Genomic DNA, 24,168 nt, shown 5'->3' on the forward strand with positions numbered 1-24,168 from the left:
CTGATTTTACAGATATTTTTTGTTGATTGTTTTTATTAAGTTGTTGAATCTGCTCGTGAATGTCATTTAATTGTTTGTTTGCCAACACAACGGATTGGTGATGTTCAGTTACCTTCTGATTTTACAGATATTTTTTGTTGATTGTTTTTATTAAGTTGTTGAATCTGCTCGTGAATGTCATTTAATTGTTTGGATAAGTCAGCAATTGTCGGTTCGCCTAACTCCAACATCTTATCATTTCGTGCTTTTTGGTTTTCCTGTTCCATGACATTAACCACAATACCTATCACCATGTTTAGGAAAGCAAAGGCACTTAAAAATATGAAGGTTAAATAAAATATCCAGCTAAGTGGATAAACCTCCATGGTTTCATACATCACGTCAGTCCAATCTTCAAACGTCATGACCCTAAATAGAGTTAACATGGAAATTGTAATATCACCCCATAGCACAGGGTTAATTTCTTCAAATAAGGTGCTTCCAATTGCTCCATAAATATAAAAGATTATAAACATTAATAACATGACATAGCCGAGTTGGGGCATGGCTTTGACCAATGATGTTAACAGTAGGCGCAGTTCAGGAATAATAGAAACCATTCTGAGCACCCTAAAAACCCTTACCAAACGGGCTATTATTGCCATGTCGGTGTTGTCTGCAGGAATAATACTTACCAATACAATTAAGGTGTCAAATATATTCCAAAGACTTTTAAAAAAGTCTCGTTTACGAGGTTCCGCAAAAAAACGAATGGTTATTTCAGCGAAAAAGAAAAAGGTAATAAACCAATCCAAAAAGGTGGTGACCGATATTAGAGTCGGTGACATTTCATAAGTTTTCGCGCCAACTAGTAAGGCCGAAAAAATAATTACCGAAATAACCACAAGTTCGAAAATTTTGTTAGACCGAATCTTTATAAATTTAGCTTTTATTGCAGACGCATTCATGTCAGTTGGAGTCCAAAGAAAGAGTTAAACAAAGCGCCGATATATTATCAAACAGCATGACAAGGTGAACATAAAAAATCCGCTAGCGGCAAAGCCGGTAACGGATTTTTTGCACGTTAATGGGGTTAAGAAGCGGGTCTTAACCCTCGGTTAATATCTTCTAAGTCTTGTTCTGTTAGGTTACCTGCAGAACGTTTCAAGGTCATTACTGCGGAGATGAAATCATAACGTGCGCTGGCAAGATTCCGACGCGCATCAAACAGGTTACGAGTGCTGTTAAGCACATCAACTATGGTGCGCGTACCTACGTCAAATCCTGCTTCAGTGGCTTGGAGCGCACTTTGTGCTGAAATAACCGCTTGTTCAAAAGCGCGAATCGTTGACGTTGCTGCCACTACATCATTATAAGAACTGCGAATAGAGCGAACAGTCGAACGATGGGTCAACTCTAAATTTTCACTGGCTGCAATGAAATTGTATTTTGCTTGGGCCGTTTGCGAGCTCACACTGCCACCTGAGTAAATAGGCACATTTAAGCTTAGGCCTATCGAATCATTGTCTCGTGCCGGTAAGTCAATACCAAGAACTTCGGTATCATCACTGCCAATTGAGGCCGTGAGGCTAACTGTTGGATAATGGCCAGCTCGAGCGTGTTTAATGTCATCTTTGGCTATTTCAGTTGCCAATTTACTCACCATTAAATCCAGATTCTTTTCTTCGGCGATGGAAAGCCAGCCATCTACTCGCTCTGGAATGGGTCTTGAAGCTGAAAAGCTTTCAGTATTGAGTACCGACAAGTTATCGTGATACTTGCCAGTGATTTCTCGCAATTCTTCTAATCTAAGTTCAACTAAATTTTCAGCCACAATTTCTTGTGCAACCGTATTATCGAAATTAGCTTGAGCTTCATGCACATCAGTAATTGCAGTTAATCCTACTTCAAAGCGTTGTTTAGTTTGTTCTAACTGACGTTCAATCGCGCGCTTTTCTGCTTGCACAAATTCTAAGCCATCTTTGGCACGAAGTACCGCCAAATAGGCAATCGTGGTTCTAACAATAAGCTCTTGTTTGGCCAATGCAAAAGTGGTGTCACTTTGCTGAGCAATTTTTTCTGCTCGATTTAGACCAACCCAATTCTTATGGTCATATACCGACAACGAAAGGTTGATATCCCAACCCAAATTGGTTGTGTCAGTGGTAATTATTGATGGCGACGAACTGTCGTTTGAATAATTAAGTGATTCCTGAGAACTTTTACTATAGCTAATAACACCAGAAACTTGAGGCAATAAGTTCGCCCGACTGATTGATATGCCTTCAAAGGCTGCGTCGCGATCAGCTTTCGCTTTATTGATCGTGGGATCTTGTTCCAGTGCGCGTTGATACACCTGATAAAGATCATCTGCATAGGCTTGAGTGGCCACGCTAAAGCCAATAAGCAGAGACAGAATTGATTTTTTCATTTGCTTTCCTATTTATGTTCCGTAGTGTATTGCATGATGCTAGTTTATTCGATTATTTTTATTTCGATTCAAAGTGTAAGTAAATCAAGCGTTAACCGAAATCGATAAGTGGTAACAGTATCCCTTGAAGTGTAACAGAATATGTTAGCTAGAACCTATGCTCTGTTGCCATTTTACTTCGCTTTTGTACTTTGCTAAGCAAGCTCGCGTATTTTCCCCAATGTTTTGTGCAAAATATCGGTACTTTCTTGGGAAGCAAAGCTGCAGCGAAATTAATAATGCTATTAGGCTATGGGATAGGTTGTATATCAAGGTAATTGAACTGATAAATTAGCAGATCTGTATTAAATTTGGGGATGAATAAATTGAAGCCTTTTCCAACGTTTACTAAAAACGATGTAAAACTAACTAAAACTGCACCACTTTATAGTGGCTTTTTCAAACTGATCGATTATCAATTTAGCCATCGTTTATTTGATGGCGGGTGGAGTAGTTCAGTTAAGCGTGAAGTGTTAGAGCGAGGACATGCCGTTGCTGTCTTATTGTTTGACCCAATTCTAGATGAATTTGTTTTTATCGAACAATTTCGTATTGGGGCTTATGCCACTAGTGAATCGCCGTGGTTGATTGAGATTGTTGCTGGCATGATTGAGAAAGATGAAGCCATCGAAGAGGTATGTCGTCGTGAAGCTTTCGAAGAAGCGGGTGTTACCATAAAACGTCTACACAAAGCATTGAGTTACCTTTCAAGCCCCGGTGGGACCACAGAGCGGATTCATATTTATGTAGGTGAAGTGGACGCGTCAACTGCCCATGGTGTACACGGACTCGATCATGAAAGTGAAGATATTTTGGTACGTCGCGCGACTAAGTTAGAAGCAATTGATTGGCTAAACGAAGGGAAAATCGATAACGCTGCTACGCTTATCGCGTTACAATGGTTTCTTATTAACGAACAAAAAGTACGTAATACTTGGCATGAAAACACTTAGTCGACAACGCAAATATGTTCCAAACTTACCGTCATTGCTGGCGGTGTGTGAGGCTAATTATGCGCGTTTGCTGCGTTTGTTACCTGACTGTGACACTGTGACACTAAGTTATACTTTTGAAATTAACGATGGTTTGTATTATCGCGTAAAAATTATTGATAGTAGTCGTTATACCAGTACTGTTGAGTTAGCCCAGTTGGCGGATGGCGTGCCTGCTTTTTTACGTCCAGTGATGCAGATTCGGCTATATCATGACGCCAACGTAGCGGAAGTACTCAGTGCGCAACACATTGGCTCACTCAAACCCAGCTATGCCTACCCCAATACTAATATGCACCAGCCCAACGAAAAAGAAATGACCAACCGATTTCTTGCTGAATGGTTATCGTTTTGTTTGCGTCACGCTGAATCAATAGGCTCTTCAGAGATTTAGCGTAAATTATCATGGCAAAGATAGTCCAACTAAGTGATTGCCATTTGTTTAAAGACAAAAACAAATCTGGCTACAATAATATTAATCCCTACCAAACCCTCAAGTTATTGTTGTTACGGGTTGAGCAACTCAATCCCGACGGGATAATAGTAACCGGTGACATTTCAGGTGACGATAGCGAGCAAAGTTACCTGCACTTTTTGGATTTGATGGAACAGTTTAACCTATCCCACAACCTAAAAGTTATTGCTGGTAACCACGATCAAACTGGTTTATTTGATAGCCTGTTAGGCCAATTTGATTTAGCAAAGGGGCAACCTTGGCGACAAGACAACTGGTTTATTCATGGTGTAGACACTCGTCATCAAGGGACTTTGGGACAGGTTGGTGCTGCTGATTTACAAAGTTTGATAAATAAGTTGCAGAATCATCCTGACGATTTTCATATGATTGTTTGTCACCATCACCCGATTGAGTGTGGTGGTTGGATGGATAAACATGAATGGCTCAACCGTCACCAATTTGTTCATCAAATAAAGCAACTGCCGCAAGTGAAGTTAGTCGCATACGGACACATTCATAATGATATACAACAAAATCTGCATGGCTGTTGTTTTCAATCTAGTCCGTCTACTTGTTGGCAATTTGCGAATATGGCTGATTTTGCACTAAGCGAGGAAATGCCGGGTTTCAAGGTTTATCAATTGCATAACGATGGGACTATCGATAACCAAACTATCCGCTTGCAACAGGAGCAATTAGGTTAAATGGAAAATGTACTAATTTATATTCACGGTTTTATGAGTTCGCCGCAATCTGTTAAAGCTCAACAAACTCTAGCTTATGTGCGTCAACACCATCCAGAATTGACAATGGAAGTACCGCAAGTACCCAACTATCCGCTAGATGCAGCTCAAATGTTGGAAGCCTTGGCACGCAAATATGAAGGTAAAAAGCTAGGTTTTATTGGCAGTTCTATGGGCGGGTTTATGTCCACTCATTTGGTTGAAATGTTTGGTGGCAAAGCCGTGCTGATCAATCCTGCGGTGCGTCCCTTTGAGTTATTGAAAGGATTTTTAGGCACTCATATCAATCCCTACACTGCTCAAGAATTTACCTTACAAGAACCGCATATTCAGCAGCTTGTTGATTTAAACACAACTGAATTAAAGGATCCGCAGGCGTATTGGGCACTATTGCAAACTAATGATGAAACCTTAGATTATCGTCAAGCAGAACAAAAATATGCGAATAGTCGCCTGACCATTGAACAGGGAGGCGATCATAGTTTCCAAAACTACGGCGATCATTTGCCAGAAATATTTGAATTTTTGCTGACATAACTTAATTCATCTGCCCCTAGTCTTTCTTTGTCTTATTGGGAGGAAAAATTGAATGTTATTTTTGCCTAAAGAAAAACACAATATGTTGATTGCTCAGTGCATCTTGAGTTGGTAACATCAGTAGCAGTACAGGTGTGACCAATCACCTCCTTTTGGCAACAAAAATCGAATAAAAAGCATGTCAAACCAATATAATTCTGATGCAATTGAAGTCCTTAACGGATTAGATCCAGTTAAACGTCGTCCGGGGATGTATACGGACACCACTCGCCCTAACCACCTTAGTCAGGAAGTTATCGATAACAGTGTCGATGAGGCCTTGGCTGGATTCGCCAGTAATATCAAAGTCACTTTGTTTGAAGACCAATCAGTGGAAGTGGTTGATGATGGTCGTGGTATGCCGGTGGATATTCACCCTGAAGAAGGGATTTCAGGTGTCGAGCTGATCATGACTAAATTGCATGCCGGTGGCAAATTTTCCAACAAGAACTATCAGTTCTCTGGTGGTTTGCATGGTGTGGGAATATCGGTTGTGAACGCATTATCTACCCGTGTAGAGGTAGTGATTCGACGAGACGGTAATGTTTACAGCATGGCGTTCGAAAATGGCGAAAAGGTCGAAGATCTCAAAATAGTGGATACCTGTGGTAAACGTAATACGGGAACTGGCCTAAAGTTCTGGCCTGATCCAGTGTATTTTGATTCCGCTAAATTTTCAGTTACCAAGTTATTGCATATTTTGCGTGCCAAAGCGGTTTTATGTCCAGGCCTTAAAATTAAGTTCGACAATAAAATCAGTAAAGAAAGCCATGAATGGCATTATGAGGACGGCTTACGGGACTATTTATACCAGTCAGTCAGTGAATATATCTCATTACCTGAAGATGCACCTTTCGTAGGTAAACTGGCAGGTAATCATGAAGCCGCAGATTGGGCGGTGATGTGGTTGCCAGAAGGTGGCGAGTTAGTGACTGAAAGTTACGTGAACCTGATTCCAACAGCGCAAGGAGGTACTCACGTAAACGGACTGCGACAGGGGCTGCTTGAATCCATGCGAGAGTTTTGTGAATACCGAAACTTATTGCCTCGTGGTGTGAAATTATCACCAGAAGATATCTGGGATAGATGTGCGTATATCTTGTCAACAAAAATGCAGGACCCGCAATTTGCTGGACAAACTAAAGAGCGATTGTCCTCTCGGCAAGCCGCAGCCTTTGTTTCAGGGGTGGTTAAAGATGCCTTTAGTTTGTGGCTGAATCAACATACTGACGTGGCAGAATTGCTGGCTGATATGTGTATTAACAATGCCCAACGTCGTTTACGTCAAAGTAAAAAGGTCGCTCGTAAAAAGGTCACTCAAGGGCCAGCGTTACCGGGTAAGTTAACCGACTGTACCAACCAAGATATTGAGCGCTCAGAATTGTTTTTAGTGGAAGGTGATTCCGCTGGTGGTTCAGCTAAGCAGGCTCGAGATCGGGTTTTCCAAGCTATCATGCCGCTGCGCGGGAAAATACTGAATAGCTGGGAAGTTGATTCTTCACAAGTGCTGGCATCCCAAGAGATCCACGACATTTCGGTTGCTTTAGGCATAGATCCAGACTCAGAAGATTTAAGTGGGCTACGTTACGGCAAAATTTGCATACTTGCCGACGCAGACTCCGATGGATTGCATATTGCAACACTACTGTGCGCTTTATTTGTGCGTCACTTTAGAACGCTAGTTAATCGCGGGCACGTATATGTTGCCATGCCGCCGTTGTTTAGAATAGATGTGGGTAAAGAAGTTTATTACGCCCTCGATGAAGGTGAGAAGCAGGGGATATTGGACCGTATCGAGGCTGAAAAGAAACGCGGTAAGGTTAATGTGCAACGATTTAAGGGGCTGGGTGAAATGAACCCTATGCAACTTAGAGAAACAACAATGGACCCCAATACTCGTCGTTTAGTCCAACTTACTGAAGGCGATGCTGGTCAAATGATGGAGCTAATGGATATGTTGCTTTCCAAAAAGCGCGCGCCAGATCGGAAGGTATGGTTGGAATCTAAAGGCAATATGGCTGAGGTTTAAGTAATCATAATTAGCTACATAAAAGTGACAAATAGACAGGTGAATGTGTGAATTTAGTTCAACGTGGTTTTACGCTGATAGAGTTGATTTTAGTTATTGTGATATTAGGTATCCTAACGGTGTTTGCTGCACCAAAATTCGTCGGAATTTCAAGTGATGCAAAGATTTCGGTGCTAAATGGTATTGCTGGAAATATGCGTACCACCGTTCGTTTAGTGCAAAATAAAGCCAGAATCCAAGGGCTTGAAACGTCTACAGTGAATCCTGGTGATGGTCAATCAGAGCTGATTGTTGATTTTGGCTTTGCGGAGACTGAACTCTACTTTGGGAATCTTTGCCCGGAAGCCGAATCTGAATTAGGCGATTCTGTGGATTTCTTCGAATTCATGGATATTTCATCAGACGAAGATTTAGAAACGCGAACCACTAATCAATACGCATTAATAGGTTACGCTGTACCTAGTTCAGGTGTTCCTACTGACCAAGGTTGCTACGTGATCTATGATTCTTTTGCAGAGCCTGACTGTACTATAGAAGTCGTCGACATAGACTGTTAAAAAGTGACTTATAGTTCAGGCTTCAAGCAGAATACAGAGTTGGTTTCCCATCACATAAATTAAGTAAATCGGTAAAACAAGTATGAATTTTATCAGCTCGGTGTTGCAAGTTGTTTGGATGTCACCTTATGTCAAAAATCATTAAATTATGCAAAGTACTATTGCTAACTTTAGTTGCATGCTTAATTATTTTAACGGTGTTAATTGTTGAATCAAAGCCCATTGTCGTTGCTAACGCATCTGTACAAGTGGATGATGCAGACACCATAAATTTACTGCTTTCTCAAGCACGACAAGTCACTCGTAAGCGCTACATTCCCCAAACCATTGTTATTTCCAAAGCGCAAATGAACAGTATTGTAGGCTTTTTACAACGCGCTGTTCCGGAGTTCTCAGGGCAAATAGACACAAGTAAACAAAAGCTAGGCGTTAAATTTAGCTATAAAATTCCCATCAACTGGCTAACAGCTTATGTTAATTTCGAAGGTGAGTTAGTCCCAGCTCAGGGCATTAAAGTGGCTAATGTACATTTAGGTGATTTACCCATTTCAGGGGACTGGGCTATTTCGATGATGACGTTTATTATCAACCGCTGGACCAAAAGTGATTTGGGAGACTTGGCGTTAAATCAAGTCTCTGAAGTGACTGTTTCTGCTGATGAACTAAACGTTAGGCTAATTCCTATTCATGAGTTTTTGGTTAGTTTAAATGAAATTAAAAACGGTCTGTCAGGCAGCGGTGATGAGGAACTTAAACAAAGAGTTAGCTATTATTTGACGTATTTAGACGGATTGAGTTTTTCTCAACATCCAGCAGGGTTACCATTAGCAGATTACATCAATCCCTTATTCAAAAAAGTAAAGGTTAGAACGGCTAAGTCGTCAGCGGTACTAGAAAATGAATCGGCTTTACTAGCCCTAGCGATTTATGTAGGTCATCACCGCATGGCCAATTTTATTGGTGACGTGCAACCATATCAAAACAAAGTGGTTATGCCTTATTATCGGCCCCTTTTAAGAGGGCGTAGTGATTTAACTCAACATTTTGTTATTTCCGCAGCAATCAAAATTTTAACCCAACAGGGGATAAGCAATGCTGTGGGCGAATTTAAGGAGTTGATGGATAGGGCTGAAGGGGGATCAGGTTTTAGCTTCGCTGATTTAGCCGCTGATTTGGCCGGTATTAAGTTGGCAGTTATGGCGATAGATCCCCAATATGCGGAAGCATTGCAAGATGCTTTGGCACAAGTCCAAAGTGAAGATCAGTTCTTCCCTATCATTGATAACTTACCCGAGGGATTGAGTAAGGACGTTTTCAGCCGGCAATATGGCAATGTCGAAAGTGAGGAATACAAGGAGGTTGTGCGCAGTATTAACCGGCAGATCGAAAATCTTCCCCTGTACCAAGATCTTACTATCAAAGAAAGTGACAGTAATAACCTGCTATAGAAGATCTTGAATAGAGCGGTAGACTTCTGTGGCTTTTTCGGTAGTCAGATTATTGCGAGCAGCTGAACCAACGCTACTGGAAACGCGAATAAATTCAGTACCAGAAAGTGCCTCGGTTTGGTTACTTTGACTGTTCATTTGGGCACTTTGGTTTCGTTCATTTTGTGTTTGCTCGTTTTGTTGTAAAATCCGAGCCTGAGCTGACAGTTCAACTTCAGGTTTGTTGGCATTCCCAATGCCAAATGCATTCACACTAGACTCTCTACCGTTAGCAGCACTAGAAAGAGATTTAGATAGATTATTCAGGCTGTTACCTGCTGTAATTTCCATACTCATACCTCCAAATATTAAACATGCAAAACATTTATGCTCAGTTTATTTAATTTGCTTTTTATTGGTGAGAGATCCCTTTATTTATTATGGTCTAATATGCTCAAAAAACAACCTATCTTGTTGGTTATCAGTTACGCCATTTTGATAGGGGGCTCGGTGATTATTAAGCTATGGGAACAACCAGCACTTACAAGGTGGTTTTTAATTGGCTCAAGGTGCTCAATAATAATTCCATTTTTTTGACAATCTCAGGCAGCGAACTTTCAAATTGCGCTTGATCCGCGGTTTCCAAGCTGGCTACCTCAGCGGCGAGTTCTTTAACGTAGGGCATGAAACGTTTGCTTTGAACTGCAAAGCCGGCATCTTCAGCAAAGATATGATTAAACTTGCCTTTTCCAGATTGTTGCAATTTAGATAATGCTTCATCTGCATCTATCGACTTACGATAAATGAGCTGCATATTTTCGGTTAATTTTTCAAATAACGGGCGAAGTGTACTGTTCGATTGTGCGGACATGAAAAATGATCTCAATAAAGTGAAAAAAAATACTCAAGGAAGTTTTTTGTGGGCCGATAACGACCGTGGACGGGTAATTTTGCCTGTTTTTTTTAAATTGCTACAAGCAATGAGGTAATTGGTATGGAACTTCAGGGTGTAAATACATCTGGAACTACCGGTGCGTCCCTTGAAACAAAAGCCTTGCAACTCGCGAAATCAAATCAAGAGACACAAGGCCAGGCGACGCTTCAGTTGTTGGAATCAGCGGCTGACGTACCAAAAGTTTCTTCAAATCCTGCACTTGGGTCGAACGTAAATACATTCGCCTAATTAAGGATGAAGATGTAAGTCTAGAGGTGTCTTGCCAGGTTGTCCGCCAATTTCTCTAACGAGTTTTGGGACAAGAAATCCTGGCAAGCGCTTTATCATTTCAGCCATGATTTCCCTTGCCTGATTTTCGCTCACATCAAAATGCGAAGCACCTTTTACTTTATCTAGCATGTGCAGATAATAGGGCATCACCCCTGCTTCAAATAGGCGTTCACTTAACCCTATTTGACTCTCCGCAGTGTCATTCACCCCTGCGAGCAAAACGGATTGATTCAACAGTGTTACCTGTTTTTCCCGGAGTAAATTTAATTTTGCAATCAAATTTGAGTCTATTTCATTAGCATGGTTAACATGCAGTACCATAATTACTTTTAAACGAGACTGTGAAATCCAACTGGTCAATTGAGAGTCTATTCTATTGGGAATCACCACGGGTAAACGTGTGTGTAATCTTAGTCGTGTAATATGGGGAATTTGTTCAATTTGATTGGTAAGCCAAGCCAAAAAGTCATCTTTAGCCATTAACGGATCACCACCGGAGTATATAATTTCATTTAATTTTGAATCTTGCGCAATATAATCCAAGGCTTCCAACCATCCTTGTTTATTTAAACTATTTTGCTGATATGGAAAATGCCGGCGAAAACAATAACGACAATTGACTGCACAGCCACCACGCACCATCAGCAGAGCTCTGGTTTGATATTTGTGTAGTATCCCTTGCTGTGGGGTTTCTTGCTCTTGCAACGGATCCACAGTGTATCTGGGGTCTTCAAGGAATTCCTCATATAATGGGAAGACCTGCTTAAACAACGGATCTTGGGGATCTCCTTTGCTCATTAAACGAGCAAAGTGTCGTGGGACACGCATGGGAAAAAGTGATCTAGCCTTAATATTTTCGATCTGTTTTTCCACTGGAATATCAAGATATTCCAGCAGTTTTTGCGGATCATTAAAACTAGTTGCCAGTTCTTTTTGCCAGTTACTCTCTACAGAGATGGATTTTTTAGGTATTATCAGCGCCAAACGAGTACTCAATCGATTAATTTAGAGGATTTATGGCTAATTACAGCACAAATGAATTCAAAGCGGGCTTAAAGATAATGCTCGACGGCGAACCTTGCAACGTTCTTGAGAACGAATATGTTAAACCAGGTAAAGGTCAGGCCTTTAACCGCGTTAAAATTCGTAAACTTATTTCCGGTAAAGTGTTAGAAAAAACATTCAGATCCGGTGATAGCGTCGAAGGTGCAGACGTAATGGACACGGAACTTACGTATTTGTATAACGATGGCGAATTCTATCATTTTATGAACAACGAAACTTTCGAACAGATTGCCGCTGACGAAAAAGCAGTTGGTGAAAATGTGAAATGGCTAGTCGAGAACGACAATTGCACAATCACCTTGTGGAATGGTAGCCCAATTGTTGTTACGCCTCCAAACTTCGTTGAACTAGAGATCACAGAAACTGATCCTGGTTTGAAAGGTGATACTGCAGGTACAGGTGGTAAACCAGCCACTTTGGTCACCGGTGCAGTAGTTAGGGTACCTTTGTTTGTACAAACTGGCGAAGTGATAAAAGTTGACACTCGCAGCGGTGAATACGTTTCACGGGCTCAAAAGTAGTCTACCTTTCTAGAGCCCAATCTCAATTGGGCTCGCAATTTATCTGGTTTTTATGAATTCATCAGTTAACTGGCGACCAACCGCGTCTATTCAAACTTTGAAAAAACGGGCTGAGATTAACGCTCAGATCCGCCAATTTTTTGCACAACGTAATGTATTAGAGGTGGAAACGCCTGCGTTAGCCCACGCCGGTGTCACTGATATACATTTGCACGCATTTAACACTCAATTCAATAGCCCTCTGAACCCAGAACCCGCAAATTTATTTTTGCAGACATCCCCAGAATTTGCCATGAAACGACTTTTGTGTGCAGGTAGCGGCTGTATCTTTCAATTGTGTAAATCTTTCCGCAATGAAGAGGCTGGCAAGCAGCATAATCCAGAATTTACCATGTTAGAGTGGTATCGAGTGGGTTTTAACCATTTGCAGTTAATCGACGAAGTCGATGCGCTATTACAACTCGTACTCAAAACAGAACCACTTGACAGGTTAAGCTATCAGCAGGCGTTTCTTACATACTGTGATATCGATCCCTTGACCTGCAGTTTAGCGGAGTTAAAACGCAAAGCAGAATATTTTGGCTTTGCTAATATCGCCCAAGTAGAGAATTCGAAAGATGTGTTGTTGCAACTGCTTTGTAGCCAAGTTGTCGAGCCTAAAATTGGATGTTTAAGACCTGTGGCATTAACCCAGTTTCCCGCATCACAAGCTGCATTAGCGCGGTTGAATAAAGATGATCCACGAGTTGCTGAGCGTTTTGAAATTTATTTCAAAGGATTAGAACTTGCCAATGGGTACCATGAACTGGCCGATGTGAAGGAGCAACAAACACGATTTGAACGGGACAATCAAGCTCGTATACAAAATGGATTAGGAAAGATTTCTTTAGACCCGCACTTTATGGCTGCTATGGAAAGTGGTTTACCTGATTGTTCAGGCGTCGCGCTGGGAGTTGATAGGCTAATTATGCTTGCGTGTGAGCTCAATAATATTGAACAGGTAATGAGTTTTTCCATTAATAACGCCTGATTCAGGAATCTGAACTTATATTTAGTGGTTTGGATCGACAAAATACGTGGTATGCCATCCAATTTTTGTTAAACTAGAAGTGATGGATTTTTAATCGACGCACTAACAAGTATTGCTTTGTTTGTTCTCCAATAAAATGAAGTACACATAGGTTTCGATTTTACGAGTGGATTGATGTCACGACTTTTTCCCAAACCAAAACCTGCTTTTCTGGCAGATTATTTGGTTCACAGTAATTCCAATAACATTCAGTATGCCATTTACTTTTCTTGTTTGGCATCAGTGGTTTTCGGTATTCAATTATTAAATCACCTTCGCCTTGGTGGTGATATGCTCTTTGCCGCCAACATGCCATATACCCTGTTATATATGGTTTCTTTTGTTTTCGCAGCGTGTAATGTTTTGATGTTACGCAAGTTAAAAGCACTCCCTAGGTTGTCATCATTTGTCAACGCCATTGAAATTCTGTTTACTGTGTTTTTTGCCAGTGTAGGTGTTTTCTGGTCGCTACTGAGTGTCAATGATGGACATGGCATAGCGCCTTTTATTGTTATCATGATGCTACTGTGCTTTTCGCTGCAAGGGCACCTAAGTTATTTGTTGAGCATTCTCGGTTTTGCCTTTCTAGGGCTTATTATCGGATTGCTTGTAAATAGTCTAAGCCGTGATATTTGGTTCGATATAAGTCTCGGTTTTAGCAGTACGCTAGTGTGTTTTGCAGTGGCTCATTTAATTGAAAAAAGTAGATTGAAAAGCTTTGAAGAGATTTCTAAATTAAGCAGTACAAACCGGCAATTACGCACCCTTACTCAACAGGATCATCTGACTAAACTGCTTAATCGCAGAGCTATTGATAGTGCGCTAAAAAGGGAAATGGCCAGAAGTGAACGTTTTGATCATCCGTTGTCTCTGTTAATGATTGACGTGGATAACTTCAAACAAATTAATGATGGGTTTGGTCATGTTTTTGGTGACCAGATACTTATAGATATCTCAAGAAGCATCAAAAAACACGTCCGTGATGTTGATTATGTAGGAAGAATGGGCGGCGACGAATTTTTGGTTATCTTGATAGAAACTAACCCAAACAATGCGTTGCAAATTGCAGATAGAATGCGAAACGAAGTGCGGTCGATAAATAGCCAAATATTAGAATGTAATATTTCAATCAGTGTTGGTCTCACAGCTATGCAGGGGGAGAGTGTTGTCGCCTTGCTAGAAAAAGCCGACAAAGCACTATATTTAGCTAAAAAAGCCGGCAAAAATAAAGTCCGTAGTGTTTTCTCGCAAACCAATGAAATGACCAATTTATGAATTGTAAAGGTACCCTAGTTGCGCAGACAGAACGTTTAAATATACGCAAAGTCACTTTAGCAGAAGCTTTCTTTATTTTAGAATTAGTGAATGACCCAGATTGGATTCGGCACATCGGTGACCGCAACATTCACAATCAAGCCGATGCCCGCGAATTCATTGAAAATGGCCCTTTTGTGTCTTATCAGCAAAATGGCTACGGTTTGTACGTATTCTGTGATAATCGAAAAAACCGGCCTATGGGAATTTGCGGTATGTTAAAAAGACCCTTCCTAGACCACCCTGACATTGGCTATGCAATTTTGCCCGCGTTTAGGCGCAGAGGCTTGACACTAGAAGCTTGTAACGGTGTATTACAAGCCGATTGTAAACGTTTAGGCTTAAAAACCGTGCACGCTATGATTTCAGCAGAAAATACACAGTCAATCAATCTAATTGAACGCTTGGGTTTTAAGTACACCAAGATCGTTCAACACCAAGCAGAAGACACTATGCTGTTTACCTATTCAAAATAGCGCTTAACTCTAAATTTGAATAACTACAGTGGTGGTAAAATTGTCACTTTGTTTAATATTACCGGTTCTATTGGTACATCGGCCCAACCTATAATGGCGTCATATTGGGTTTCTACCTGAGAAATAGCATCTAAAATATCTGTGCCTTCAGTGACATAACCAAATACGGCATACCCCCACTTCCTACCAGGATCTAAGCTCTCATTGTCACTGAGATTAAAATAAAATTGACGATTTGCCGAGTGGGGATCATTCGAACGCGCCATAGCTATGGTATAGGTTTGATTTTTTAGACCGTTTCCAGCTTCGTTGTAAATATCCGGAAACTTGGACAAATCTTTGAAGTCTTTATCATAACCTCCACCTTGCACAACAAAGTCGGCGATGACCCTGTGAAAGATAGTCCCTTCAAAGCTGCGCTTATCCACGTAGCGTAAAAAATTGTTCACTGTGATGGGGGCTCTAGATCTATCAAGCTCAACGACAAAGTCGCCCATGGTCGTATGCATCATCACTCTTGGGTAATAATTATCAGGTTGAATTTGTGAACCATCGTCTTTGGGTTTTGCGTGGGATAAAAACGTGACTAAGATGAATGTCAGCGTTAACAAACAGTTTTTCATGATAATTACTCTCTACTTCAACGAAGATAAAATACTAAATTTTTTGTCACTTGAAATAACATTATAGCCACCAAATAAGCGCTTTAATTTTTGCGGATATTCTAAATGCCTATTGCCGATTATCCGTAACTCACCACCCTTTTTGAGTTTTAAGTGCGCATCTTCAAACATTTGGGTCGCAATGTGATCAGTGATGGTATTCAGTTGATGAAACGGTGGATTACAAATTACCATATCAATTTGTGTTTGATTTTCCAATTGTTCAAGGCAGTTGCTAACGATAAAACGTGCTCGGTGCATCTGTGTCGGCAAGTTATTTTGCACATTGAGTTTAGCTGATGCGACAGCCATGTATGATTCATCTATAAAAATGACTTCTGCATTGTCATATCGTCTTAATATGCATAAGCCTAAAACGCCGTTTCCACAACCCAAATCAACTACGGTTTTAGCTGTACAATCCGGTAAATTATCAATTAATAAACGAGCGCCAATATCAATTTGTTGACGAGCAAACACATTTGCATGATTGTTAATGGTAAAAGGTTCTTGGTCCATTTTCCAAACAGTAGGATAGGGTGACGGCTTTTGCTGTAATCCAAGATTAGGTTCACAAAAGACTAAGCGAGCCTTTTTCTTAGCTAAGGATGTATGAGTTTTTCCGAGGTACTTTTCAAACAGTGATAAGGTCGATTTTTGTATCATCTTAGCTTTAGCTGCAGCCACTATTTTAGTTTTTGCTGAAACCACGCTTTGTAACTGAATTAACTGATGTTCTAGCAGCGCTAGCGTTTTGGGTATTTTGATGATTACCCAGTCTGGCTGTTGCGGCATTTGCGCTAAACTATCAATATAGGTGATCTGGGTATTGTCTAAGTTATTTAGACTAATATTTTGTTTACATGCCATCTGGGAAACTAGAGAATCACTCACATGGTGAATGTTGGCGTCGTGCAACCAGCAGCTTAGCGCGCCAAAATCATCATTCAGGATAACAATATTGGTTTGATCGATATTGTCTTGGTTTTGTTGAATATGATCGAGGATCAATTCGTCTGCGGCATCCCATGCTTGCCAACTAGGGTGAGTAAATCGCTTTGGATAGCGGTATAATTGCAGGGACTTTCCTAAAAAGTTAAAGCTAGTGTTCATTTCAGCAGGATTCACGTGAGTTATATGCAACAGGATTTATTTTCATCCCACCAAGCAGGCCTTACTCAAATGCCGATGAAAGATGCAGATGTGCATTATCAGGCAGATTTTTTGGAGCAGGACACTGCCACTGAATTGTATCAGAAATTACAGACTAAATTAGCTTGGCAACAAGATTCAATTCAAATCTATGGACGAACGGTGGCGATTCCGCGTTTACAGGCATGGTACGGAGATCAAGAGGCTACTTATCAGTATTCAGGTTTGAGTATGCAACCTAATCCTTGGATCAGCGAGTTGCAACAGCTTAAAAAGACTTTAGAGCAAGTTTGTGAAACCCATTTCAATTCTGTTTTGGCAAATTGGTATCGCAACGGGCAAGACAGCATGGGTTGGCATGCCGATAACGAAATAGAACTAGGTAGACAACCGATTATTGCCTCATTAACTTTAGGTCAAACCCGTGATTTCGATTTTAAACATATGCAAAGCGGTCAGAAAGTGAGATTACCACTGCACAATGGCAGTTTGTTAATAATGGCTGGAAATACCCAACAATTTTGGCAACATAGCCTTCCTAAACGCAGTCAATTAATGGCAGGACGCATAAATCTGACATTTCGCAAGATATTTCAACAAATTTAGTCGTTATAAGAATAGCCGAGTCATCGACCGGAAATTATATCTATCAGACTCAATCACTTAGTCGAAAACATGAAAAAATAGTTTTTTAATTTTTCCCGAACAGGCTAAATTTATAGTTAGACACACAGAGGGACCACATCATGAATATCCAAAATAATATTGAAAAGAAGTTGCTGTCGCATTTCAATCCAGCACATTTGGAGGTTATCAACGAAAGCTTTATGCACAATGTACCTAATGGCGCTGAAACCCACTTTAAAGTGGTTTTGGTCACGCCTGAATTTGCTGGTAAGCGTTTAATTAATCGCCACAGAGCGGTAAACGCAGTCCTCAAAGAAGAGCTTGCGGAGCAAATACACGCTTTGGCGTTACATACTTACACTGGTGAAGAGTGGCAGAGTTTGTACGGTAACTCCCCAGATTCACCTAATTGTTTAGGCGGCTCGAAACAAGCGGCATCTTAATCTGAGATAACTTAAGGAGTGTCTCTTAATTATAGGAGCGCTCCATTTTCTAAAATTATAGATTACTTCAGCTTTGCTGCTGTTGATAGTATCTCCTAGCCAGTTGAATCTGCTCACAGATAACCTGAACTTCATCCAATACTCGTGTCGTCATTCGATATAGCCTGTCTGCATCAGGGCGAAATACAAAATCGTTTTTTACCGCCGGCAAAAAATCGAATTTCTGCCAATCATAAAGTCTACTTGCTAATTGTTTATTTGCTTTAGGTTGAATAATAACCTGCGGCATTTTACTAATTACTTGCTCTAGCGACACGGAAGGGTAGTCATTCGATAAATCAGCAAAGATGTTTTGTGCGCCGCAAATATTTAAGTGTTGCTGTGGCCATCCATTTCCCGCAATGGTTTGTAGTGGCGCTGACCATATTTCGAAAAAGACTGAAATTGGAATTTGATTGGCATATTGCTCGCGCAATTTTTTCAAGCCCGTTACATAGGTGTCGGCTCGCAACCGGGCTACCGTTTGTCTACCCGTCACTTCGCCAAACATGAGGAGTTCTTTAGCGACATCTTCTAATTGTTTGGGGTCAGAATAAATAACGGGAATGCCAAACTGTTCTAGTCTGGCTAAATCTTCCAGTGGGTTTCCACTTCTCCAAGCAATCACGATATCGGCTTTCAACTTCAATATTTTTTCGATTTGCAAACGACTATGATCTCCCACTCTGGGCAGTGTTTTAGCTTGCTCTGGATAGTCGGCATATGAACCAGTAGCTATTATTTGCTTGCCAGCACCTATGTCAAATAGCAGCTCTACAATATGTGGTGCCAAGGCTATTATTTTTAAATTTTGTTTATCCGTTTGTAATGACTGCTCAGTACCTTGCGACGCTAAACAAATCGAAGTAGAGAGTAGGGCGCAGGCTAAGGCAAAGAGCCCATAAATAAACCTGACTTTGATGATTTGAAAAGGCAACTTTAACGTCCTCGGTTTTTTTGTAGGGCAAATAAGAAAAATAGGCTGCCAATTGCGGAGGTGATAATCCCAATGGGGATTTCTTGGTTGTCGACTATCACTCTGGCGACAACATCGACCCAAATTAAAAAACTACCGCCAACTAGTACACAGCCAATTATTAAATTTCGGCTAGTTACCCCAAACCAACCTCGGACAATATGCGGGATCATTAATCCAACAAAACCAATTCCGCCGCAATAGGCCACTATGCATGAGGTGAGTGCTGCGCAAATGACTAAAACCATTAGACGCAATGAGTCTACTTTAATTCCTAATGTTTGCGCATTTTCATCACCTAACAACATTGCGTCTATGTGACGACCGAAAAGCCACAATAAAACAACACTAATAGTGACGATGGGGAGCATAATCCACACGAACCACATTTGTGCATTGGCTAAACTTCCGAGTAACCAAAAAATGACTTTATTGGCAGCAAAGGGCTCAGCCATGAATAATAAAAAATGACTTAAAGCGCTTAGCATAAACGAAACGGCCACACCGGCTAAGAGTAGATGCTCGGTGCGATTTCCAAATAATTTACGGGATAGTATCTGAACAATAGTGACAGCTAGAAAGGCCCCTAAAAAGGCAGCTAAAGGCAATGCATAAGTAAAGGGGATTTGCGCTAGAAAAGCAAAAGTTGAAGAGTATGAAGCTAAGCTACCATTGAATAGTAGGGTCGCAATACTTGCTCCTAACCCCGCTCCTGAAACCACTCCGAATAAATAGGGATCCGCCAATGGATTGCGATAGACATTTTGTAATGTTGCCCCGGCGACAGCTAAACCTGCTCCAACTAAAAAACCAACAAGCACGCGAGGTAGTCGAACTTGCCAAAATATAACGTCATCAACCTTAGCTGGGCAATTATTTAGCACACATTGAAATACGGTGAGCACATCAAGGTCTGCTGCGCCAAAAAACAATCCACAGAAAATACTCAGTAAGCTGAGGCTGGTAAGAATCCCCCATTTACTCTTAGACATCGACTGAGCCTCTATTCTTCTCATAATCGTCAAAATCAATATCAGGAGGATAAAACTCGATTCTTATTTTATTCGCACCTGGCTTTTCAATAATTTGACAGGGGGTTTTGAAAACCTGCTGCAATCGCTGTTGGGTCAACACATCTTTAGGATAGCCAAAGGCTAATAACTGACCTTGAGCTAAAAGCGCGATTTTGTCACAGTAATCGGCCGCGTGATTTAAGTCGTGCAGGCTCATGACTATAGTGACTTTGTTTTGTTTCGCTATTTTGCGCAATAAGGATAATATTTGATGTTCATAATACACATCTAAGTGGTTTATCGGCTCATCTAACACAAACAGTCCCGCACCTTGAACTAACGCTCTGGCAATTTGCCCTCGCTGTTGTTCTCCCCCCGACAACGAACTAAATAGTTGATGACTTTTCTCCCTTAAACCAACCTGTGCGATTGCTTCAGTAACCCTTGCTTTTTGTTCTGAGGATACCTTGGAAAATATAGATTGATGAGGAAGTAAGCCCATACTAACTATTTGTTCAAGGTTTAGATTGAAAACACTCGCATTGAATTGATTCACTACTGCTATTTGTTTAGCTCGGGTAATTGCGGAAAGGTTTTCGAGCGCTTTTGAGTGCCAAAATACCTGTTGCTCAGAAGGATATTGACCAGAAATTAATTTTAGTAATGTGGTTTTACCCGCACCGTTTGGCCCTACCACAGCAATTAGCGCTCCCTCTTCTACCTGAAACCCAATATCAGATAATATTTGCGTATCAGCAATATAGTAATTGAGCTTATTCAGTTTGAGCATTGGTGTGACAGTCTTTCCCATTTTGTTTTATCGAAGGGATGTTAAGCGATGTAACAACCTATTCGATGTTTAAAATTATTGGTATTTAGGGAAATCGCAACGAAATGATTATGCAAGTCGATCGTGTATTCCCGCACGCTAGAAAAAAGGTATAAGTAAAGATGCGGCTGGTATCTGACTCTCAATCGGCAAGAATGCCAATTAATTACAGTTGCGGGTACAGTTTTGGATTTACACCAAATTCCCATTTTGTTTTCACTGAAGCGCAGGAAATAAAACTACCCTGTGCGTAACTTGGAGTGAAAAACCGAATCTATTATATAGCCAAAATATAGCAATCTTTGTCCTTGTGCCCTAGCGTTATTTGCTAAAAAAACGTTTAATATCGTACAAATAGAATAATAAGACAGGTATATGGGAATGTTTAACGCCGCTTCGCTATCGCGGACCATTGACGTTATTAACGATAATATATGCAAATTAGTTAGCTGGTTTACTTTGTTTATGGCGTTAATCACATTGCTTATCGTGATATTAAGGTATGGCTTCGATATTGGCTGGATTGCGATGCAAGAATCTGTAATGTATTTGCACGCTTGTGTGTTTTTATTAGGTAGTGCCCATACGTTGCGGGTTAATGACCACGTCAGAGTCGACATATTTTACAGTCGATTCGATACCGTTAAAAAAGCTAAAATAGATACTTTTGGTACATTATTTTTTATGCTGCCGGTTAACTTATTTATTTTTATTATTTGTTGGGATTACGTGGCATCTTCTTGGAATATTATGGAAGACTCACAAGCAGCTGGTGGCTTACCAGCGGTGTTTCTACTCAAAACCTTCATACTTTTATTTGCCGCGCTCATGGTTTTGCAGGGAATTTCAGAATTAATTCGCAATATCAGCGTTTGTTTAAATCACCCTAAAAACGTGATTACTGAGGATAAATAATGGAATACCTCTCTCTGATTATGTTCTTAGTTGTTTGCTTCACGTTGTTACTGGGCTATCCAGTGGCATATACGTTAGCTGGAACCGCTTTAATTTTTGCGGGTGTGGGTGCATTATTTGGTGTTTTTGATACCGCTTATTTGCAAGCGGTACCTAGCCGTCTTTATGGCATAGTGACAAATCAAACTTTAATCGCCGTGCCCTTGTTTGTTTTTATGGGGATCATGTTAGAAAAATCCAAAGTCGCTGAAAATTTATTAATTGCCATGGGTCAAGTATTTGGACGGTTGAACTCCGGTTTGGCAATTTCAGTGGTGTTGGTTGGTATGTTACTGGCCGCGAGCACCGGTATTGTAGGCGCTACAGTGGTCACTATGGGCCTGTTGTCACTACCGACAATGTTGAAACAAGGATATTCACCTTCATTTGCCACCGGAGCAATTTGTGCCACAGGCACATTAGGGCAGATTATACCGCCTTCCATCGCGCTGGTTTTGTTAGGTGATGTGTTATCTAGTGCGTTTCAACAGGCACAGCTTAATATGGGGATATTTTCACCTGAGTCTGTATCGGTAGGGGATTTGTTTGTTGGAGCCTTAGTACCCGGTATGATTTTAGTGGCGATGTACCTGCTATACGTGGTGGTGTTTGCCAATAGACACATCGATAAAACGGTCCGAAACGAACAACGAGAAACACAAGCTGAGGTCAGTCTTGCAGGCGCTTTATTCCCACCTTTGATCTTAATATTTGTGGTGCTAGGGTCTATTTTAGGTGGCTTCGCAACACCCACTGAAGCTGCTGGGGTCGGAGCTGCTGGAGCTCTGGTACTGGGTTTGGCCAAGAAACAGTTTAGTTTAGAAAAATTGAAAGAAGTGATGTTGGGTACTACTCGTGTCACTGCGATGGTCTTTTTGATTCTTATTGGTGCTTCGATATTTTCATTGGTTTTCCGCGGCTTTGGTGGTGAAGAGTTGATTGAACACTTCTTTGAACAGCTTCCCGGTGGTGCTTTTAGTGCGGTTTTACTGGTCATGGTTGTTATCTTTTTACTCGGATTTATTCTTGATTTTATTGAAATTACTTTTGTTGTAGTGCCAATAGTCGCGCCGGTTCTACTGGCTATGGGGGTAGATCCAATCTGGCTCGGTATTATGATTGCCGTCAATTTGCAAACTTCGTTTCTGACACCACCTTTCGGATTTGCTCTGTTTTACTTGCGAGGTGTAGCGCCAGCAAATGTTCAGACCACTCAAATATACAAAGGCGTGATACCCTTTATAATTATTCAATTACTATTATTGATAGGCTTGGCTATTTGGCCGGATCTGGTAACGTGGCTGCCTTCGATTTTGTGACCCCTATGGATTCAATTAAATGAAAACCTTTAAGTTTGTATCTTTATTTTTTTCGATTGCTCTTCTTGCTTCCTGTGGTGGCAAGTCATCGTCCGATTCTAATGCCACTGAATCGCAACAAACCTATCAGTGGAAACTGGTTACTTCGTGGCCGAAGAACTTTCCAGGTTTAGGAAGAGCCCCAGAGACATTTGCTAAACAAGTAGAGCGCATGTCTAACGGCCGCTTAAAAATTAAAGTGTTTGGCGCAGGTCAAATGGTCCCTGGATTTGAAGTCTTTGATACTGTTTCTAGTGGTGCCGCTGAAATGGGTCATTCAGGATCATATTATTGGAAGGGGAAAGCCCCAGCGGCACAAATATTTACCGCTATTCCGTTTGGCATGAATGCCACTGAGTTTAATGCTTGGCTGCACTACGGTGGCGGCATAGAAATGTGGCGAGAATTATATGCCCCATTTAATTTAATCCCCTTTGCAGGTGGCAATACCGGCGTACAAACTGCGGGTTGGTTTAAAAAAGAAATTAATAGCGTTGAAGATTTGCAAGGCTTAAAAATGCGGATTCCAGGGCTGGGAGCTGAAGTTCTTAAAAAATTGGGTGGTATCCCTGTGGCGTTAACTGGAGGGGAATTATTCACTTCATTGCAATCTGGTGCCATTGACGCAACTGAATGGGTTGGGCCTTACAACGATTTATCTTTTGGTTTATACAAAGCCGCGAAATACTATTATCACTCTGGCTGGCATGAACCTGGCGCTAGTTTAGAGTTCATTGTTAATAAAAGTGCCTATGAAGCTTTGCCTGATGATTTACAGGCCATTATCGAGGTGGCTACAAGAGCTGTGAATCAAGACATGTGGGATGAGTATACCGCGGCTAATAATGATGCCGTTCAAGCGCTTGTTGAAACCCATGGTGTTGACATGCGCCCTCTTCCTAAAGATGTTATTGCTGCTTTACATGCTGCTAGTATTGAAGTCATGCAAGAACAATCCGCTGCGGATCCTACGTTTGCTAAAATTTACGCGTCTTATCAAAAGTTCCAAGAAGGCGTATCTAAGTATCACCAAATTTCTGAGATGGAATACTATATTAATCGACAACAAAAAAAATAAACTAGCTGTTCAGATTTGTTGTTGTTGCAATGGCTATTACAATAGGCCTTTATAGTGTAAAAGCTATTCTGAAACCTATTGAAAATTTTTTTTATAATGCGGTTTTAATAGATGACTGGCTGTTTAAAATGTTCGGT

General features: G+C 40.9%; 27 protein-coding genes and 1 riboswitch. Of the genes, 17 read left to right on the forward strand and 10 right to left on the reverse strand.

What is annotated here, in order from left to right; translation table 11 throughout:
• Positions 1-104: 104 nt before the first annotated feature.
• Positions 105-947: an ion transporter gene (locus Q4567_RS01910; protein ID WP_216048981.1), complete on the reverse strand. Its 843-nt coding sequence runs from the start codon at positions 945-947 to the stop codon at positions 105-107.
• Positions 948-1,072: 125 nt separating this feature from the next.
• Positions 1,073-2,410, reverse strand: coding sequence for an outer membrane channel protein TolC (tolC, locus tag Q4567_RS01915; protein ID WP_216048980.1), 1,338 nt, complete (start codon positions 2,408-2,410; stop codon positions 1,073-1,075).
• 356 nt (positions 2,411-2,766) lie between these two features.
• Here tolC and nudF point away from each other — a divergent pair, with 356 nt between their 5' ends.
• From nudF to Q4567_RS01950, 7 genes are all read left to right on the forward strand, one after another.
• Positions 2,767-3,402 (forward strand): ADP-ribose diphosphatase, encoded by a 636-nt coding sequence (gene nudF / locus Q4567_RS01920; protein ID WP_303499148.1) that lies wholly within the window; start codon positions 2,767-2,769, stop codon positions 3,400-3,402.
• Complete coding sequence (locus Q4567_RS01925) at positions 3,389-3,835, forward strand: DUF1249 domain-containing protein (protein WP_216048978.1); 447 nt, start codon at positions 3,389-3,391, stop codon at positions 3,833-3,835. Before nudF ends, Q4567_RS01925 begins: the two co-directional genes overlap by 14 nt.
• An 11-nt stretch (positions 3,836-3,846) precedes the next feature.
• Entirely contained in the window at positions 3,847-4,602 is a 756-nt protein-coding gene (locus Q4567_RS01930) for a metallophosphoesterase (protein WP_303499149.1), read from the forward strand.
• On the forward strand, positions 4,603-5,178 hold the full coding sequence (locus Q4567_RS01935) for a YqiA/YcfP family alpha/beta fold hydrolase (protein WP_303499150.1): 576 nt from the start codon (positions 4,603-4,605) through the stop codon (positions 5,176-5,178). It begins immediately after the preceding gene.
• Between the two features lie 178 nt (positions 5,179-5,356).
• Entirely contained in the window at positions 5,357-7,246 is a 1,890-nt protein-coding gene (gene parE, locus Q4567_RS01940) for a DNA topoisomerase IV subunit B (RefSeq protein WP_216048975.1), read from the forward strand.
• Between the two features lie 47 nt (positions 7,247-7,293).
• Complete coding sequence (locus tag Q4567_RS01945) at positions 7,294-7,803, forward strand: Tfp pilus assembly protein FimT/FimU (RefSeq protein ID WP_216048974.1); 510 nt, start codon at positions 7,294-7,296, stop codon at positions 7,801-7,803.
• A 128-nt stretch (positions 7,804-7,931) separates the two neighbouring features.
• Entirely contained in the window at positions 7,932-9,251 is a 1,320-nt protein-coding gene (locus tag Q4567_RS01950) for a hypothetical protein (RefSeq protein WP_303499153.1), read from the forward strand.
• Here Q4567_RS01950 and Q4567_RS01955 read toward each other — a convergent pair.
• On the reverse strand, positions 9,246-9,581 hold the full coding sequence (locus tag Q4567_RS01955) for a hypothetical protein (RefSeq protein ID WP_216048972.1): 336 nt from the start codon (positions 9,579-9,581) through the stop codon (positions 9,246-9,248). The two genes, Q4567_RS01950 and Q4567_RS01955, sit on opposite strands and share 6 nt — an antisense overlap.
• Positions 9,582-9,771: 190 nt before the next feature.
• Positions 9,772-10,101 carry a hypothetical protein gene (locus Q4567_RS01960; protein ID WP_216048971.1) on the reverse strand — a complete coding sequence of 110 codons (330 nt, stop codon included), beginning with the start codon at positions 10,099-10,101 and terminating at the stop codon, positions 9,772-9,774.
• A 123-nt stretch (positions 10,102-10,224) separates the two neighbouring features.
• Here Q4567_RS01960 and Q4567_RS01965 point away from each other — a divergent pair, with 123 nt between their 5' ends.
• Positions 10,225-10,413: a hypothetical protein gene (locus tag Q4567_RS01965; RefSeq protein WP_216048970.1), complete on the forward strand. Its 189-nt coding sequence runs from the start codon at positions 10,225-10,227 to the stop codon at positions 10,411-10,413.
• Here Q4567_RS01965 and epmB read toward each other — a convergent pair whose 3' ends face one another.
• The gene (gene epmB, locus Q4567_RS01970) at positions 10,414-11,439 is read right to left on the reverse strand and encodes an EF-P beta-lysylation protein EpmB (RefSeq protein WP_303499156.1); all 1,026 of its coding nucleotides are present in this window, start codon (positions 11,437-11,439) and stop codon (positions 10,414-10,416) included.
• A gap of 32 nt (positions 11,440-11,471) precedes the next feature.
• Between epmB and efp the strand changes: the two genes are divergently transcribed.
• The 4 genes from efp to Q4567_RS01990 all read left to right on the forward strand — a co-directional run bounded on the left by efp (position 11,472) and on the right by Q4567_RS01990 (position 14,900).
• Positions 11,472-12,041, forward strand: coding sequence for an elongation factor P (gene efp / locus Q4567_RS01975; RefSeq protein WP_216048968.1), 570 nt, complete (start codon positions 11,472-11,474; stop codon positions 12,039-12,041).
• 52 nt (positions 12,042-12,093) lie between these two features.
• Complete coding sequence (gene epmA, locus Q4567_RS01980) at positions 12,094-13,071, forward strand: elongation factor P--(R)-beta-lysine ligase (protein WP_216048967.1); 978 nt, start codon at positions 12,094-12,096, stop codon at positions 13,069-13,071.
• Positions 13,072-13,245: 174 nt separating this feature from the next.
• Complete coding sequence (locus Q4567_RS01985; RefSeq protein ID WP_303499159.1) at positions 13,246-14,385, forward strand: GGDEF domain-containing protein; 1,140 nt, start codon at positions 13,246-13,248, stop codon at positions 14,383-14,385.
• Entirely contained in the window at positions 14,382-14,900 is a 519-nt protein-coding gene (locus Q4567_RS01990) for a GNAT family N-acetyltransferase (RefSeq protein ID WP_216048965.1), read from the forward strand. Before Q4567_RS01985 ends, Q4567_RS01990 begins: the two co-directional genes overlap by 4 nt.
• A 23-nt stretch (positions 14,901-14,923) precedes the next feature.
• Here the strand turns inward: Q4567_RS01990 and Q4567_RS01995 are convergent, their stop codons facing one another.
• Both Q4567_RS01995 and Q4567_RS02000 read right to left on the reverse strand, forming a co-directional pair.
• A complete protein-coding gene (locus Q4567_RS01995) occupies positions 14,924-15,523 on the reverse strand; it encodes a peptidylprolyl isomerase (protein WP_216048964.1) in 600 nt (199 codons plus the stop codon).
• 12 nt (positions 15,524-15,535) lie between these two features.
• A complete protein-coding gene (locus Q4567_RS02000) occupies positions 15,536-16,675 on the reverse strand; it encodes a methyltransferase (RefSeq protein WP_303499161.1) in 1,140 nt (379 codons plus the stop codon).
• A 24-nt stretch (positions 16,676-16,699) separates the two neighbouring features.
• On the opposite strand from Q4567_RS02000, the gene Q4567_RS02005 reads away from it, so the two are divergent.
• Positions 16,700-17,320, forward strand: a complete 621-nt coding sequence (locus Q4567_RS02005; protein WP_303499162.1) for an alpha-ketoglutarate-dependent dioxygenase AlkB — start codon at positions 16,700-16,702, stop codon at positions 17,318-17,320.
• A gap of 140 nt (positions 17,321-17,460) precedes the next feature.
• Positions 17,461-17,784: a BolA family transcriptional regulator gene (locus tag Q4567_RS02010; RefSeq protein WP_216048962.1), complete on the forward strand. Its 324-nt coding sequence runs from the start codon at positions 17,461-17,463 to the stop codon at positions 17,782-17,784.
• Between the two features lie 67 nt (positions 17,785-17,851).
• Here Q4567_RS02010 and Q4567_RS02015 read toward each other — a convergent pair whose 3' ends face one another.
• From Q4567_RS02015 to Q4567_RS02025, 3 genes are read right to left on the reverse strand one after another with little or no spacing between them, the layout of a single operon-like run.
• Entirely contained in the window at positions 17,852-18,760 is a 909-nt protein-coding gene (locus tag Q4567_RS02015) for a cobalamin-binding protein (RefSeq protein WP_303499163.1), read from the reverse strand.
• Positions 18,761-18,762: 2 nt separating this feature from the next.
• On the reverse strand, positions 18,763-19,791 hold the full coding sequence (locus tag Q4567_RS02020; protein WP_303499165.1) for an iron ABC transporter permease: 1,029 nt from the start codon (positions 19,789-19,791) through the stop codon (positions 18,763-18,765).
• Complete coding sequence (locus Q4567_RS02025; RefSeq protein WP_303499166.1) at positions 19,784-20,623, reverse strand: ABC transporter ATP-binding protein; 840 nt, start codon at positions 20,621-20,623, stop codon at positions 19,784-19,786. Before Q4567_RS02025 ends, Q4567_RS02020 begins: the two co-directional genes overlap by 8 nt.
• Before the next feature lie 126 nt (positions 20,624-20,749).
• A riboswitch (cobalamin riboswitch) is annotated at positions 20,750-20,900 on the reverse strand.
• 116 nt (positions 20,901-21,016) lie between these two features.
• Here Q4567_RS02025 and Q4567_RS02030 point away from each other — a divergent pair.
• The 3 genes from Q4567_RS02030 to Q4567_RS02040 are packed head-to-tail and all read left to right on the forward strand — an operon-like array spanning position 21,017 to position 24,031.
• Positions 21,017-21,556 carry a TRAP transporter small permease subunit gene (locus Q4567_RS02030; RefSeq protein WP_303499167.1) on the forward strand — a complete coding sequence of 180 codons (540 nt, stop codon included), beginning with the start codon at positions 21,017-21,019 and terminating at the stop codon, positions 21,554-21,556.
• Complete coding sequence (locus Q4567_RS02035) at positions 21,556-22,914, forward strand: TRAP transporter large permease subunit (protein WP_216048960.1); 1,359 nt, start codon at positions 21,556-21,558, stop codon at positions 22,912-22,914. The genes Q4567_RS02030 and Q4567_RS02035 overlap by 1 nt, the downstream gene beginning before the upstream one ends.
• A gap of 19 nt (positions 22,915-22,933) precedes the next feature.
• A complete protein-coding gene (locus tag Q4567_RS02040; RefSeq protein WP_216048959.1) occupies positions 22,934-24,031 on the forward strand; it encodes a TRAP transporter substrate-binding protein in 1,098 nt (365 codons plus the stop codon).
• Positions 24,032-24,168: the final 137 nt, after the last annotated feature.

It is taken from the genome of Aliiglaciecola sp. 2_MG-2023 (assembly GCF_030548145.1).
Lineage (GTDB): Bacteria > Pseudomonadota > Gammaproteobacteria > Enterobacterales > Alteromonadaceae > Aliiglaciecola > Aliiglaciecola lipolytica_A.